This window comes from Pseudomonas sp. 1912-s, assembly GCF_029269205.1.
In the GTDB taxonomy this organism is placed as follows: Bacteria; Pseudomonadota; Gammaproteobacteria; order Pseudomonadales; family Pseudomonadaceae; genus Aquipseudomonas.
Window position 1 is genome coordinate 26,049 of sequence record NZ_JARIXR010000003.1, and the last position, 15,045, is coordinate 41,093.

The 15,045-nt window shown below is 62.2% G+C and carries 13 protein-coding genes; 5 read left to right on the forward strand and 8 right to left on the reverse strand.

The genetic code is table 11. The features are described from left to right. Positions 1 to 4: 4 nt before the first annotated feature. The 3 genes from P3C29_RS04840 to glnK form a co-directional block, all read right to left on the reverse strand. On the reverse strand, positions 5 to 430 hold the full coding sequence (locus tag P3C29_RS04840; RefSeq protein WP_275964006.1) for a secondary thiamine-phosphate synthase enzyme YjbQ: 426 nt from the start codon (positions 428 to 430) through the stop codon (positions 5 to 7). Between the two features lie 209 nt (positions 431 to 639). Next, a complete protein-coding gene (locus P3C29_RS04845; protein WP_010168031.1) occupies positions 640 to 1,980 on the reverse strand; it encodes an ammonium transporter in 1,341 nt (446 codons plus the stop codon). Positions 1,981 to 2,014: 34 nt separating this feature from the next. Beyond that, positions 2,015 to 2,353, reverse strand: a complete 339-nt coding sequence (gene glnK, locus P3C29_RS04850; RefSeq protein WP_002555808.1) for a P-II family nitrogen regulator — start codon at positions 2,351 to 2,353, stop codon at positions 2,015 to 2,017. A 422-nt stretch (positions 2,354 to 2,775) separates the two neighbouring features. Between glnK and P3C29_RS04855 the strand changes: the two genes are divergently transcribed. After that, positions 2,776 to 3,036, forward strand: a complete 261-nt coding sequence (locus P3C29_RS04855; RefSeq protein ID WP_010168136.1) for an accessory factor UbiK family protein — start codon at positions 2,776 to 2,778, stop codon at positions 3,034 to 3,036. A gap of 52 nt (positions 3,037 to 3,088) precedes the next feature. Here P3C29_RS04855 and cfa read toward each other — a convergent pair whose 3' ends face one another. Continuing rightward, positions 3,089 to 4,201: a cyclopropane fatty acyl phospholipid synthase gene (cfa, locus tag P3C29_RS04860; protein WP_275964007.1), complete on the reverse strand. Its 1,113-nt coding sequence runs from the start codon at positions 4,199 to 4,201 to the stop codon at positions 3,089 to 3,091. Positions 4,202 to 4,435: 234 nt separating this feature from the next. On the opposite strand from cfa, the gene P3C29_RS04865 reads away from it, so the two are divergent. Continuing rightward, positions 4,436 to 5,344 (forward strand): LysR family transcriptional regulator, encoded by a 909-nt coding sequence (locus P3C29_RS04865; RefSeq protein WP_010168138.1) that lies wholly within the window; start codon positions 4,436 to 4,438, stop codon positions 5,342 to 5,344. Between the two features lie 97 nt (positions 5,345 to 5,441). Further along, positions 5,442 to 6,938, forward strand: coding sequence for a YifB family Mg chelatase-like AAA ATPase (locus tag P3C29_RS04870; RefSeq protein ID WP_275964008.1), 1,497 nt, complete (start codon positions 5,442 to 5,444; stop codon positions 6,936 to 6,938). Here the strand turns inward: P3C29_RS04870 and P3C29_RS04875 are convergent. After that, entirely contained in the window at positions 6,925 to 7,509 is a 585-nt protein-coding gene (locus P3C29_RS04875) for a TetR family transcriptional regulator C-terminal domain-containing protein (RefSeq protein ID WP_201125685.1), read from the reverse strand. The genes P3C29_RS04870 and P3C29_RS04875 overlap by 14 nt on opposite strands. A 114-nt stretch (positions 7,510 to 7,623) precedes the next feature. On the opposite strand from P3C29_RS04875, the gene P3C29_RS04880 reads away from it, so the two are divergent. Beyond that, positions 7,624 to 8,547 (forward strand): ABC transporter six-transmembrane domain-containing protein, encoded by a 924-nt coding sequence (locus P3C29_RS04880; protein ID WP_201125686.1) that lies wholly within the window; start codon positions 7,624 to 7,626, stop codon positions 8,545 to 8,547. Between the two features lie 118 nt (positions 8,548 to 8,665). On the opposite strand, the gene P3C29_RS04885 is transcribed toward P3C29_RS04880, so the two are convergent. Together P3C29_RS04885 and P3C29_RS04890 are read right to left on the reverse strand one after the other, a co-directional pair. Continuing rightward, positions 8,666 to 10,642, reverse strand: a complete 1,977-nt coding sequence (locus P3C29_RS04885; protein WP_275964009.1) for a methyl-accepting chemotaxis protein — start codon at positions 10,640 to 10,642, stop codon at positions 8,666 to 8,668. Between the two features lie 178 nt (positions 10,643 to 10,820). Next, positions 10,821 to 11,741, reverse strand: a complete 921-nt coding sequence (locus tag P3C29_RS04890; protein WP_010168147.1) for a LysR substrate-binding domain-containing protein — start codon at positions 11,739 to 11,741, stop codon at positions 10,821 to 10,823. A 152-nt stretch (positions 11,742 to 11,893) separates the two neighbouring features. On the opposite strand from P3C29_RS04890, the gene P3C29_RS04895 reads away from it, so the two are divergent. Then, a complete protein-coding gene (locus P3C29_RS04895) occupies positions 11,894 to 13,297 on the forward strand; it encodes a NorM family multidrug efflux MATE transporter (RefSeq protein ID WP_275964010.1) in 1,404 nt (467 codons plus the stop codon). A 63-nt stretch (positions 13,298 to 13,360) separates the two neighbouring features. On the opposite strand, the gene P3C29_RS04900 is transcribed toward P3C29_RS04895, so the two are convergent. Further along, entirely contained in the window at positions 13,361 to 15,031 is a 1,671-nt protein-coding gene (locus tag P3C29_RS04900) for a bifunctional diguanylate cyclase/phosphodiesterase (protein ID WP_010168151.1), read from the reverse strand. Between the last annotated feature and the right edge of the window lie 14 nt (positions 15,032 to 15,045).

Consider the following 15,045-nt stretch of genomic DNA (forward strand, 5'->3'; position numbering starts at 1 on the left):
TGGCTTATGCCCCATCACCATGCAAGGTGGCGAGGACTTTACGAGCACCGCCATGATCACGGTGCTCGCCCAGATAAACACCTTGCCAGGTTCCCATCGCCAAGCGGCCGGCCCTTACCGGCAAACTCAGCTGGCAGCCCAGGAGACTGGCCTTGAAGTGCGCCGGCAGATCATCCGGACCTTCGTCGTTGTGTTCATATCCCGCCGTGCCTTGCGGCACCAGCGCATTGAAAAAACGCTCGAAGTCACGGCGACCCGCCGGGTCGGCATTCTCGTTGACCGTCAACGAGGCCGAGGTGTGCTGCAGCCACAAATGCAACAGGCCCACCCGACAGGCCTTCAATTCAGGCAGGCCGGCGAGCAACTCGTCCGTTACCAGATGAAAGCCCCGGGGCTTGGCCCGCAGGGTTATCAGGGTCTGTTGCCACATACAGTTCTCCGCCCATCGGCGCGCATTCTAGCGCGCTCAGGGAAAAAACAAAGTGCCGAATACGCCTACATGCCTGTAAGACATTCGCACACTGAAAAGTGCGGTGTGGATCCCATCACAAAGTCGCCAAAAAACCCATACACCTTTAGCCACAGACAAACCCCAGGCAAAAAAATGCCCGGCAAGCCGGGCATCTTTTTTTCGCGTACTTACAAGTTGTAGCCGCGTTCGTTGTGTTGCGCCAGGTCGAGGCCGACAGCCTCTTCCTCTTCGGTCACCCGCAGGCCCATCACCACGTCCAGCACCTTGAGGATGATGTACGTCACGATAGCGGTGTAGATGACGGTGAAGCCGACGCCTTTGGCCTGAACCCAGACCTGTGCAGCGATATCGGTGGTCGCGGCGTTGAAGCCACCCATCGACGGTGCAGCGAACACGCCAGTCAGGATCGCGCCGAGGATACCGCCGATACCGTGCACGCCGAAGGCGTCCAGGGAGTCGTCGTAGCCCAGTTTGCGTTTCAGGGTAGTGGCGCAGAAGAAGCACACCACACCGGCAGCCAGGCCGATCACCAGGGCGCCCATCGGGCCCACGGTGCCAGCGGCTGGAGTGATTGCCACCAGGCCCGCAACCACACCCGAGGCGATGCCCAGAGCGCTTGGCTTACCGTGGGTGACCCACTCGGCGAACATCCAGCCCAGCGCCGCCGCAGCGGTAGCGATCTGGGTCACCAGCATCGCCATGCCGGCAGTGCCGTTGGCCGCAGCTGCGGAACCGGCGTTGAAGCCGAACCAGCCGACCCACAGCATGGCCGCGCCCACCAGGGTGTAACCGAGGTTGTGCGGTGCCATTGGAGTGGTTGGGAAGCCTTTACGCTTGCCGAGTACCAGGCACGCTACCAGGCCGGCCACACCGGCGTTGATGTGCACCACGGTGCCGCCTGCGAAGTCCAGTACGCCCCAGTCGCCCAGCAACGAACCCGGACCGCCCCACACCATGTGGGCAATCGGTGCGTAGACCAGGGTGAACCAGACGCCCATGAAGATCAGCATCGCGGAGAACTTCATACGCTCGGCGAACGCACCGACGATCAGCGCCGGGGTGATGATCGCGAAGGTCATCTGGAAGGTCACAAACACCGCCTCAGGGAACAACGCCGCCGGGCCGGTGATGCTGGCCGGGGTCACACCCGAGAGGAACAGTTTGGACAAGCCACCCACAAACGAGTTGAGGTTGACGACGCCTGCTTCCATACCGGTGGTGTCGAACGCCATGCTGTAGCCGTAGACGAACCACAGGATGGTGATCAGGCCGGTGATGGCAAAGCACTGCATCATCACGGAAAGAATGTTTTTGGAGCGAACCATGCCGCCGTAGAACAGCGCGAGACCTGGAATGGTCATGAACAGCACCAGCGCGGTGGACGTGAGCATCCACGCGGTGTCGCCGGAATTGAGGACTGGAGCAGGTGCTGGGTCCGCCGCCATGGCCAGGGCCGGCATTACGAGGGACAACAGGGCTCCTAGCCCTGCGAATTTACGCAGAGTCATATTGTTTTCTCCTGGGGCGTTGGGGTTTGGCGGCTTAGATTGCGTCGGTATCGGTTTCGCCGGTACGGATGCGAATAGCCTGTTCCAGATTGACCACGAAGATCTTGCCGTCACCGATTTTGCCGGTGTTGGCGGCCTTGGTTATCGCCTCGATAACCCGGTCAAGATCCTTGTCGTCAATGGCGACATCAATCTTCACCTTTGGCAGGAAATCGACCACGTATTCCGCGCCGCGATACAGCTCGGTGTGACCCTTCTGCCGACCGAAGCCTTTGACCTCAGTGACGGTAATGCCCTGCACGCCGATCTCGGACAGTGACTCGCGTACATCGTCCAACTTGAACGGCTTGATGATGGCAGTGACTAGCTTCATGAAAACTCTCTCCCGAATTGGTGGACTTGCCCCAGGAAAACAAACCCGTCTCAAGTCTAAGCGCAGTGCCTGGCTTTGTAACGCTTCGTCGCCTTGGCATTTGCCATTGCGACGCTCGCTAACCACTGGTGACGAAACATGTACCGCTGGTCCGTCGGCGCACTGCATCGTCACAGCGACTGCATCAGTGCATGGGTCATGAACGTCTAAGCAGAAAGCTTGCCAGCTCCGTAAAAATCACTGAAATCAGTCCTTTGTTCGCTTGCGGCCACCCACCGGGCGCCGTTGCCGCGAAGATACGCACGAAAACGGTGCGCGACCGCCCGGCCCCATGCGCGAAAAGCGTGCGCCTGTGGTGGCGAAAAAGACTATAGACGCTGCGTGATACACTGCCGGCCAACAGATTTTCCGGACTATTTCCCATGCTCGCGCCCAAAGACCTCCTCGACGCCCTGAGCGGCCACGCCTCCCGCCTGTTCAGCAGCGACACACCGCTGCCGCGCAACGAAATTGAAAGCCAGTTCAAGGCGCTGCTGCAGAGCGGTTTCAGCAAGCTGGACCTGGTAAGCCGGGAAGAGTTTGATAGCCAGATGGTGGTGCTGGCGCGCACTCGGGCGCGGTTGGAAAGCCTTGAGGCCAAGGTGGCGGAGCTGGAAGCGCGATTGGCACCGGCCGCCGAATAAACCGGCCCAACCGGGGCAGGTTTCGCCTGTCCCCGTTAAACCGTTGCAGCCATCAGCTCACCCGCTGATACCCGCCAACAACCCCCTTCTTCGACAACACCCACTGCCACAGCTGGATGTCCCGCGCGCGAAACGCTCCTGCACACGACAGCAGGTAATAGCGCCACATCCGGTAGAAGCGCTGGCCAAAGGTGTCGGCGAAATCCGGCCACGCCAGTTCGAAGTTTTCGCACCAGGCCATCAGCGTCTTGTCGTAGTCGGCGCCAAAGTTGTGCAAATCCTCGGCAACAAATAACCCGTCCATGGCGTCGCCGATCTGCCCGATCGAGGGCAAATCACCGTTTGGAAAGATGTATTTGTCGATCCACGGGTCCGGCGTGCTGTTGCGCTGGTTCTTGCCGATGGTGTGCAACAGGAACAGCCCCTCGTCTTTCAGGCAGCGGTTGGCAACCTCCATATACGCCCGATGATTCTTGCGGCCCACATGTTCAAACATGCCGACGCTGGCGATATGGTCGAATTGCTCGTCGATATCCCGATAATCCTGGAGCCGAAACTCGATCGGCAGATGGGCGTACTTGGCGCGGCCCCACTCCGCCTGCTCCTTGGAGATGGTCACACCGACACACTCCACACCGTAGTGCTCGGCGGCATGGCTCATGAAACTGCCCCAGCCACAGCCGATATCCAGCACGCGCATGCCCGGCTTGAGCCCCAGCTTTCTACAGATCAGGTCCAGCTTGGCGAACTGCGCCTGCTCCAGGGTGGTGGCGTCTTTCCAGTAGCCGCAGGTGTAGGTCATGCGCGAGTCGAGCATGCGCGCGTAAAAGTCATTGCCGAGGTCGTAGTGCGCTTCGCCGACTTGCCAGGCACGCTTCTTGTTTTGCAGGTTCAGCCATCGGGAGCTGAACGCGTGAAACAACAAGGTGGCCGGGTTGGCCTGGTCAATCACGCCGGAGCGCATGAGCCGGTAGAAAAACTCATCCAGTGCCTCGGCGTCCCAGCCGCCGTCCATATAATCTTCGCCAAGACCCAGGTTTCCCTTGGCCAGGGCCAGGTCGAACGTGGCACTGTGGTGCAGCTGCATATCCGCAGCCGACGGTCCGTTGACCTCGATCTGCGCCTGCGCCAGCAACTCCTTAACGAAGCGCGCTCCCTGAGACATCTCATCAGAACCGGAAAAAGAATGACGCGTTTTGTTAAGCACAATTGCTCTCCAGAAATAGCGTTGCCTTTGATTCATACACTGCGAGAAATCTGGCCATGGAAGCGTCTGGAAAGGCCCTTCGGGCCTCACCGGGAACGCTGGCTGGGAACAGATGTAACAAATCTTATCCAGCCAATTTTTAAAGATATAATGAATTAATATTATGAAAACCATGCAAAATTGGAATGCAAGATGGACATCCGGGCGCTCCGTTATTTTGTAGAAGTCGTGGACCAGCAGAGCTTCACCAAGGCCGCTACCAAACTGCACCTGACCCAGCCAACGGTCAGCAAAATGGTGCAGCAACTGGAGTCGAGCCTTGGCCTGAAACTGCTGGACCGTATGGGCAAACGCTTCACCCTGACGGACGCCGGGGAGATTGTGCTCAAGCGCGCCAAGGAAATGATCGCGCTGCACGATGAGATGACCGTGGAGCTGCAAGACCTGCAGCAGGTCGGGCGCGGCGCTCTGCGCATGGGGCTTTCGCCTTCCACCCACCTCGCCCTGGCGCCGATCTTTGCGGAATACCACGCCCGCTACCCGAAGATCGAACTGAAGCTGTTCGAGAGCGGCGGCAACATCACCATTCAGGACCTGCGCCAAGGCACCCTGGAGTTCGGCACCATTTTGGACTCACCGCGCGTGGCGGATATCTGGTCCGAATTCGAATCCATGCCCTTGTTCGAATCACCGCTGTGCCTGCTCGCGCCCCACGACTCGCCCTGGCAAGGCCGCAGCTCGGTGGAACTCAGCGAGCTGCACGCCTGCGAATTCATCTTTTACGATGACACCTTCACCCTGAACCAGTTTGTACTCGATGCCTGTGCCCAGGCCGGTTTTGAGCCGCGCATCAGCGGCCGCAGCAGCCAATGGGACTTTATCGCCTCCCTGGTACGGCTGGGCGTGGGCATCACCCTGCTGCCCCGGGCGTTCTGCGAAACCCTCGACGCCAGCCAGTTCAGCATCGCGGAAATACAGTCGCCGGCCCTGAACTGGAGGCTGATGCTGGCGTGGCGTCGGCAGTGCAAGCTGTCGTTTGCGGCGCAGGCGTGGCTGACGTTGGCGAAAGAGTTTCTGTGTGTGCCGCCGACGGACCAGTAGCCCGATACGTTCTGTAAAACCTCCCCGCCGCGCTCCGCCAGCGCTGAACTACCCTTGAAAAACCGCAGGAAGCGGCCACCCATTTCAAGGATCGAGCATGTCCCTCGCCATCGTCCACAGCCGCGCCCAGATTGGCGTCGAAGCCCCCGCCGTCACTGTCGAGGTGCACATGGCCAACGGCTTGCCATCGCTGACGCTGGTGGGCCTGCCGGAAACCGCGGTCAAGGAAAGCAAGGACCGCGTGCGCAGCGCCATTCTCAATTCTGCGCTGCAATACCCGTCCCGCCGCATCACCCTCAACCTCGCGCCCGCCGACCTGCCCAAGGACGGCGGGCGTTTTGATTTGGCGATTGCCCTGGGGATTCTCGCCGCCAGCGTGCAGGTGCCGACGCTGACCCTCGATAACGTGGAATGCCTGGGCGAGCTGGCGCTGTCCGGCGAGGTGCGGGCGGTGAAAGGTGTGTTGCCGGCAGCCCTGGCGGCGCGCAAGGCCGGGCGCACCTTGATCGTGCCCCGGGCCAATGCAGAGGAAGCCTGCCTTGCCTCGGGGTTGAAGGTAATTGCCGTGGACCATCTGCTGCAAGTGGTAGCGCACTTGAACGGTCACGTGCCGATCGAGCCCTTTGTTTCCAGTGGCCTGATGTATTTGAACAAACCCTACCCCGACCTGAGTGAAGTGCAGGGCCAACTGGCGGCCAAGCGTGCGCTGTTGATCGCTGCGGCGGGCGCCCACAACCTGTTGCTCAGCGGGCCGCCGGGCACCGGCAAGACCTTGCTCGCCAGCCGTCTGCCGGGGTTGTTACCGCCCTTGAGCGAACAGGAAGCGCTGGAGGTGGCGGCGATTCAGTCGGTGGTCAGCCTGGCGCCGCTGAGCCATTGGCCGCACCGGCCGTTTCGTCAGCCGCACCATTCGGCATCCGGCCCGGCGCTGGTGGGCGGTGGCTCGAAACCGCAGCCGGGGGAAATTACCCTGGCTCATCACGGCGTGCTGTTTCTGGATGAGCTGCCGGAGTTTGATCGCAAGGTTTTGGAAGTGCTGCGTGAACCACTGGAATCCGGGCATATCGTGATTTCCCGCGCCCGCGATCGGGTAAGTTTCCCGGCGCGCTTTCAGTTGGTAGCGGCGATGAACCCCTGCCCTTGCGGCTACGTGGGCGAGCCGAGCGGACGCTGCCGCTGCACGCCGGAGCAGATCCAGCGCTATCGCAACAAACTCTCGGGGCCGCTGCTGGACCAGATTGACTTGCACGTGACCGTCGCCCGGGAAAGCACCGCGCTGAGCCCGGGCACACAGTCCGGCGATGACACCGCCAGCGCGTCCGTGCTCGTCGCCGAGGCCCGGGAGCGCCAGCAACGGCGCCAGGGCTGCGCCAACGCCTTTCTCGACCTGCCGGGGCTACGCCAGCACTGCAAACTGAAAAAGGCCGATGAAGGCTGGCTGGAGAGCGCGTGCGAACGGCTGACGCTGTCGCTGCGGGCGGCTCATCGCTTGCTCAAGGTTGCCCGTACCCTCGCCGACCTGGAACAGGTGGAGGCCATCGCCCGCCATCATCTGGCGGAAGCCTTGCAATACCGGCCCGCTAGCGTTTCTTAGGCAACGCCAGGAGCAAGGCCGCCACTTCCATCACCTCATCCATCACCGCTTCAGCCGACTCAACGGAGGGCTTGAGCATCAAGTCATCGGCATAACCCATGGCCACGGCGAAAAGCTGTCGCGCCGCGCGTTTGGGCGACTCACAGCGAAACACCTTGGCCGCCACACCTTGCTCGATGATCTGCGCGAGCATGGCTTGCCACTGGGCGTTGATCACCAGGTAAGCCTGGGCCAGTGGCTCGTCGTGCATGGCTTCGTCCCAGGCATCCAGCCACAACGCCCACCCGGCCTCTGCCGTGGAGGGCAGGCAGTCACGCAGGAAACCTTCGAGGGCTTGCAGCGGTGGCAGGCCGTCCAGTGGCGCCCGCACCTCGTCCAGTTGCTCGTTGGCGAATCGCACAAACGCTTCGCGGCGCAGGTCTTTCCAGTCGCTGAAGTAGTGATAGACGTGGCTGCGGGACAGCCCGGCATGCTCCGCCAGGTCGCGGGTGGAAACATCGGCGAAGCCCTTGCTGCGAAACAGCTCCAGGGCGGCGGCGATGATCTGGTCTTTACGGTCGATACGCGACATGAGGCTTTTCCTTCAGGCACCGGCAGATCGACGGCGCTTGCTTTTTGAGCGGTCGCTCAAGGATACTTGAGCAGTCGCTCAATAATAGCGTTTATCTCACTCTCGGTGCACCCCATGTCATCCGTAACACCCCAGATCCTGATCGAAGAAAGCAAAAAGATCGGGCAACAATCTGCCAGCCAAACGCTCAAGGCGATCGCGAAGGCTTATCCCGGCAAGCTGTTCTGCACCTTGTCGCTGGTGGCGCTGGAGAACGCATTGCTGCTGGCCTACCCACTGTTTGCCGGGTTTGCGGTGGACTCGATCATCCGCGGCGACGCTGGCAGCGCGCTGTTCTACGCCGCCGTGGTGCTGGCGTTCTGGGTGGTCGGCGCGGCGCGACGGGCGTTGGATACGCGCACGTTTACCCGCATTTACGCGGACCTCGCGGTGCCGGTGATTCTCAACCAGCGCCTGCAAAACCACAGCACCTCCCGGGCGGCGGCACGGGTGGTGTTGGCGCGGGACTTTGTCGACTTCTTCGAAAAGCACGTGCCGATCATCGCGACGGCGCTGGTGTCGATCGTCGGTGCGGCAGTGATGTTGTTGGTGATTGAGCCGTGGATCGGCCTGGCGTGCCTGACCGCGCTGGTGCTGTGCACCACCCTGCTGCCACGCTTTGCCCGGCGCAATCAGGCGCTGCATGAGCGCCTGAATGACCGCCTGGAAAAGGAAATCGGCCTGGTGGAAAAGGTCGGCGCGCAGACCTTGCAGCGCCACTATCAGGTGCTGTCACGCCTGCGCATCTGGCTGTCGGACCGCGAGGCCGCAGCGTTCCTGTTTATCGGCACGCTGGCGGCGCTGCTGTTTGTGGTCGCCATCAGCCAATTGGCGCTGTCGCCAGCGGTCAAGGCCGGCCACGTGTATGCGGTGATGACTTACCTGTGGACCTTTGTCAGCAGCCTGGATGAAGCGCCAGGGATGGTCGATCAACTGGCGCGGCTCAAGGACATTGGCAAGCGTGTGGACCCTGGATTGGGCGACCGATCCGACGTTTGAGGCGTCGGGTCGGCTGTCATCGCGGGCAAGCCCCGCTCCCACAGTGGACCGCGTACTCCAGAACAACACGGTCAACTGTGGGAGCGGGGCTTGCCCGCGATGGGGCCCGAACAGTCAATCAACGAAACCGGTCAACCTCATGCCGCAAGCCAGCCGCCAGGGTCTCCAGTTCCTTGGCGGTGATCGCCAGGTTCGACACCACTTCACGCTGCTCGCTGTTGGCCAGGGCAATGCTTTGCAAGTTGCTGCTCAACAGGGTCGCCGTGCTGCTCTGCTCCTGGGTCGCGGTGGTAATCGCCGCAAACTGCTGACCGGCCGAGCGGCTTTGCTCGTCGATCCGCGCCAGGGCCGATGCCACGTCAGCATTGCGCGCCAGGCCTTCCTGCATGAGCACGTTGCCTTGCTCCATGGTGCTGATGGCGTTGCCGGTTTCCTGCTGGATGCTCTGAATCATCCCGGAAATCTCGTCCGTGGCCTGACGCGTGCGCGACGCAAGGTTACGCACTTCATCAGCGACCACCGCAAACCCGCGCCCCTGCTCACCGGCCCGCGCCGCTTCGATGGCTGCGTTGAGCGCCAGCAGGTTGGTCTGTTCGGCAATCGCGGTGATCACCCCGACAATCCCGCCGATTTCCTGGGAGCGCTGGCCAAGGGTGTTGATCACTGTGGCCGTGCTGTTCAGCGCGGTGGCGATGTGTTCCAGGGAAGATGACGCCTCTTGCATCGAGGTGCGGCCGATCTTGGTCTGCTGGGCGTTGTCCTGGGCCAGGCGCTCGGTGTTGCCCATGTTGTCGGCGATGTTCAGCGAGGTGGCGCTGAACTCTTCCACCGCGCCGGCCATGCTGGTGATTTCTCCGGACTGTTGCTCCATGCCTTCGTAGGCACCGCCAGACAACCCCGACAGCGCTTGCGCGCGGCTGTTCACGTCTTCAGCCGCCTTGCGGATGTGCGACACCATGGTCGACAGCGCTTCGCCCATCTGGTTGAAACTGCGGGCCAACTGGCCAATCTCGTCATGGCTGGAAACGTTCAGCCGCGCACTCAAATCGCCCGCGCCCAGGGCTTCGGCCTGACGCACCAGGTCGCCCAATGGCTGCAACTTGCTGCGCAGCAACCAGACCGCCGCGCCTACCGCCAGCAACATCGCCAGCACGCTGCCGATCACCAGGCGAATACCCACCGACCAGGTCACCGCACGAATTTCGGCTTTCGGCATGCTCGCCACCACCGACCACGGGCCGCCTTCAAACGGCACTGCGACGCTGTAGAAGTCTTCGTTCTTGTCGTTCCAGAAGCGGCCCTTGCCAGGTTTGGCGGCCAAATCGAGCATCACCGGAATCGCCTGATCCAACGCCTGCACGCCCGCCGGCGGCACCAGCCAGTGCTTCTGTTCATCCAGCAACGCCAGGGAACCGGTCTGGCCGATGCGGAAGCGTTTGAGGTTCTCGAACTGGGCGTTCTGCGCATCGGTGTAATCGAAGCCAACGAACAGCACCGCAATCACTTTGCCGCTGGCGTCCCGCACCGGGCTGTATTGGGTCATGTAGGAGCGATCGAACAACACCGCACGGCCCACGTAACCCTGCCCGCCGAGCAAACGTTGATAGGCCGGGTGCTGGTGATCCAGCGCCGTGCCGATGGCGCGGCTGCCGTCCTGTTTGGTCAGGGAGGTGCTGACGCGGATAAAGTCCTCGCCACTGCGTACGAACAAGGTCGCCACGCCGCCGGACATCTGCTTGAACTCGTCGACTTCAGAGAAGTTGTTGTTCAGCACTTCCTCGCCCAGGTACAGGCCCGGGGTCTGCACACCCGCCACCGTCACCGGTTGCCCTGGACGCACACTCAGGCCCGCGCTGAAGCGCTTTTCAAACAGCCCGCTCAAGCGCTGGGTACTTTCGCGCAAGGTGCTGTGGAACGTATTGAGTTGGTCAGCCAGCAACCGGGCCTCGCTGGCCAGGTGTTCCTCGCGGGTGTCGAGGTTGGCGGAGTCCAGCGAACGCAAGGCGAACACCGTGCTGCCGCTGATGACGACAGCCAGTATCACAGCGAGTGCAAGACCCAGTTGGGAGGCGATCCGGGCGCGAGGTTGAGACATGAAGGCTCCTGGCCGAGGCCAGGATCATCCTGATCTCTTAGCGCTGCTCGGCAAAATTCTAATAGGGGAAACGTTGTAGAACGGTGGTTCCAACAACCCTACTTCGGCGGGCAAGCTCAATACTTGAGCAATTCGCAGGGGTATCACGCAAACGATTGCTCCCAGGCGCACAATCAGCTCAATCGAGGCGCTCCACCCGGGGCAATTCCATCGCCTGGACCTCGCCCTGCAGAAAGTCCGCCAACCGTCGCAAACGCTCGCCACCGGGCCGGGTTTTCGGCCACACCAAATAGTAATTTTCCCCGCTGGCCACGGCGGTGGGCCACGGCAAACTCAAGCGGCCCTGGGCGACGTCTTCGGCCACCATCAGCAAGTCACCCATGGACACGCCATAACCCCGGGCGGCGGCGATCATGCCCAACTCCAGGGTGTCGAACACTTGCCCGCCCTTGAGCGACACCTGGGATGACAGCCCCATGCGCTCCAGCCAGTAGCGCCAGTCGCGCCGGTCGGGCGTCGGGTGCAGCAATTCGGCAGTGGCCAGCCGCGTGACATCCCAGGGCCCGTCGCTCAACAGATTCGGCGCACCCACCGGAATCAGCAGTTCAGGAAACAGGTAGCTGGCCTCCCAGTCCGGCGGGAAATGGCCATTGCTCAGCAACACGGCGCAATCAAACGGCTCCTGGTTGAAGTCCACCTCATCGACGCTCATCCAGGCGCTGGTCAGTTGCACTTCATTGCCCGGCTGCAAGTGCCGGAAGCGACTGAGGCGCGCCAGCAGCCAGCGCATGGTCAGGGTGGACGGTGCCTTCATGCGCAGGATGTCGTCCTCCGCGTTCAACGTATGGCAGGCGCGTTCCAGGGCCGCAAAGCCTTCGCGCACGCCCGGCAGCAGCAGGCGCGCGGCCTCGGTGAGTTGCAAGGTACGGCCGCTGCGCTGGAACAGGCGGCAGGCGAAATGTTCCTCCAGCGTACGAATGTGCCGGCTCACCGCACTTTGGGTGATCGACAACTCCTCCGCCGCCCGGGTGAACGAGTTGTAACGGGACGCCGCTTCAAAGGCGCGTAACGCGTAAAGAGGAGGGAGACGACGAGACATGGGGAAAGCTCCGACGGCGCAATATCGAAACCCTACCAGAATCATTCAGGCATGAGTTTTAATCATGCGAACCATCGGATTTATCCCTTTGTGCAATGCGCTGAGAGCGCCGAGAATCAACCCTTCCACTCTTACCTGACTTTTTGAGCGTGATGATCATGCAGCATCCGGCGCGTACCGAACTCTGGGCCATTCTGCGGCTGTCAGGGCCGTTGATTGCCTCACAGTTGGCCCACATGCTGATGGTGCTGACCGACACCCTGATGATGGCCCGCCTGAGCCCCGAGGCCCTGGCCGGCGGCGGCCTGGGCGCGGCGAGCTACTCGTTCGTGTCGATTTTCTGCATCGGCGTGATCGCGGCCGTGGGCACGCTGGTCGCCATCCGCCAGGGCGCGGGCGACATCGAAGGCGCCACCCGGCTGACCCAGGCCGGGCTATGGCTGGCCTGGTTGATGGCGCTGGTGGCCGGCTTGCTGCTGTGGAACCTCAAGCCAGTGCTGCTGATGTTCGGCCAGACCGAAACCAACGTCGCGTCCGCCGGCCAGTTCCTGACCATCCTGCCATTCGCCCTGCCCGGCTACCTGACGTTCATGGCGTTGCGCGGCTTCACCAGCGCCATCGGCAAGGCCACGCCGGTGATGGTCATCAGCCTGGGCGGCACGGTGATCAACTACCTGCTCAACCATGCCTTGATCGAAGGCATGTTCGGCCTGCCGAAACTCGGGCTGGTGGGCATTGGCCTGGTCACGGCCATCGTTGCCAACTGCATGGCCCTGGCGCTGGTCTGGTACATCAAATACAACCGCGCCTACGACGCTTATCCGCTGCGCAAGGGCCTGCTGCGGCCCAACCTGCATTACCTGCGGGAACTGTGGCGCCTGGGCCTGCCGATTGGCGGCACCTACGCGGTGGAAGTCGGGCTGTTTGCCTTCGCGGCGCTGTGCATGGGCACCATGGGCAGCACGCAATTGGCTGCGCACCAGATTGCCCTGCAGATTGTGTCGGTGGCGTTCATGGTGCCGGCAGGCATGTCCTACGCAATCACCATGCGCATCGGCCAGCATTACGGTGCCGGGCAGTTGCTGGAAGCGCGGCTCGCCGGGCGGGTCGGTATCGGCTTTGGCGCGCTGGTGATGCTGGGCTTTGCAGCAGTGCTGTGGCTGTTCTCGCAACAACTGATCAGCCTGTTCCTCGACCAGAACGACCCGGCCTTTCGCGATGTGATCAACCTCGCCGTCAGCCTGCTGGCCGTGGCCGCGTGGTTTGAACTGTTCGACGGTGTGCAGACCATCGCCATGGGCTGCATTCGCGGGCTCAAGGATGCCAAGACCACGTTCCTCGTCGGGCTGGGTTGCTACTGGCTGATCGGCGCACCGGCCGCGTGGCTGATGGCGTTTAACCTCGGCTGGGGGCCGACGGGCGTGTGGTGGGGCCTGGCCTTGGGCCTGGCGTGCGCGGCTGTGAGCCTGACCTGGGCGTTTGAACGGAAGATGAAGCGGATGATTCGCCAGGAGCCTGAAACCCACCGCGGGTTTCAAGCCGCACAGCCTGAGTAACGACTGTACTCGGTCAACTGTGGGAGCAAGCCCGCTCCCACATTTTTGATCGGGTTCACAGCATTAGATCACGCCGCCCACCAACTCCTGGCTGTCACCAAACGTCAGGTAGTCCACCAGTTCCGCCAACGGTAGCGGCTTGCTGATCAGGTAACCCTGGGCCTGGTCGCAGCCGAACAACCGCAGCAACGCCAGTTGTTCTGCCGTTTCCACGCCCTCGGCCACCACTTCCAGATTCAGGTTGTGGGCCAGGTTGATCATGGCGTGGACCAGCTTGCGGTTCTCTTCGCGCTCTTCCATGCCGCCGACAAAGCTCTTGTCGATCTTGAGCAAGGCAATCGGCAGGCTGTTGAGGTGCACGAACGACGAAAAACCAGTGCCAAAGTCATCCAGGGAAAAGCGCACGCCCAGCCGGCCGAGGGCGTCCATGGTCTGCTTGACCAGGTCACTGCGGCGCATCACGGCGGTTTCCGTCAGCTCAAACTCCAGCCACTGGGCCTCCACGCCACGCTCGGCAATCAGCCGGCTGAGGGTGCTGAGCAATTGGCTGTCCTGGAACTGGCGGAACGACAGGTTGACCGCCATGTGCAACGGCGCAATCCCGCGTTCGCGCAGGTCTTGCATGTCGCGCAGGGCCCGGGAGATCACCCAGTAACCCAGCGGCACGATCAGGCCGCTTTGCTCGGCCAGCGGCACGAACTCGCTCGGCGGCAGCAGGCCGCGCTCACCGTGGCGCCAGCGCACCAGCGCTTCGAGGCCGACGATATGCCCGTCGTCGAGGTCCAGGCGGGGTTGGTAATGCAGTTCCAGCTCGTCACGGCGCAACGCCCGGCGCAGTTCGCTTTCGAGGTCGGCGAGGCTGCGGGCGTTGCGGTTGATGCGTTCGTTGAAGATATGAAAGGTGCAGCCCTGGGTGCTCTTGGCTTGCTGCATGGCGATGTGGGCGTGCCACATCAGCGGGTCGGCGCCAGCCTTGGCGCGGGCATGGGCCACACCGAGGCTGCAGCCGATCAGCAGGCTTTCGCCATCCACCCAATACGGCTCGGCCATGGCTTCGATGATGCGCTCGGCCATCCATTCGGCGCGCTGGGGCGCACGGCGGGTGTCGATCAGCAGGGCGAATTCATCGCTGCCCAGGCGCGCCAGTTGATCGCCGGCCTCCAGCTGGCTCTTGAGCCGCGAGACCACTTGCAGGATCAGCCGGTCGCCGGCCTGATGGCCGAGGGCGTCGTTGGCGTGGCGAAAGTTGTCGAGGTCGAGGTGACCGAGGGCGACGCCACGGCCTTCATTTTCCGCCAGGCGGGCGGTCAGCAGGGTCTGGAAACCCTGGCGGTTGGCGATGCCGGTCAGCGGGTCCTGCTCGGCCAGGCGTTGCAGGGTATTTTCCAGCACACCGCGCTCGCGCACATGCCGCAGGCAACGGCGCAATGTATCGACATCCAATGCATTCAGGATCAGCCAGTCGCTGACGCCGAGGGGCGAAACCAGAGGTTCCTCTTCCAACAACAGTACCGTTGGCAAGCTGCAACGACCGGGGCCGGGCTGAAGGTTGGCCGTGGTCAGTAACACTGCACTGTGATCGTCGTCGAACAGATTGCTCACAGACTCCCAGTTTGGTGCGCTGATCAGCACAGCCCCATCGCCCATCGGCGCCAGGCACTCGCGCAATAACGCTGCCCACGCTGGCTCATCGGCCAGTAGCAGCAAACGCAAGGGTTCGACAGGCGTAGACAAGCTAGCTCCCTAGA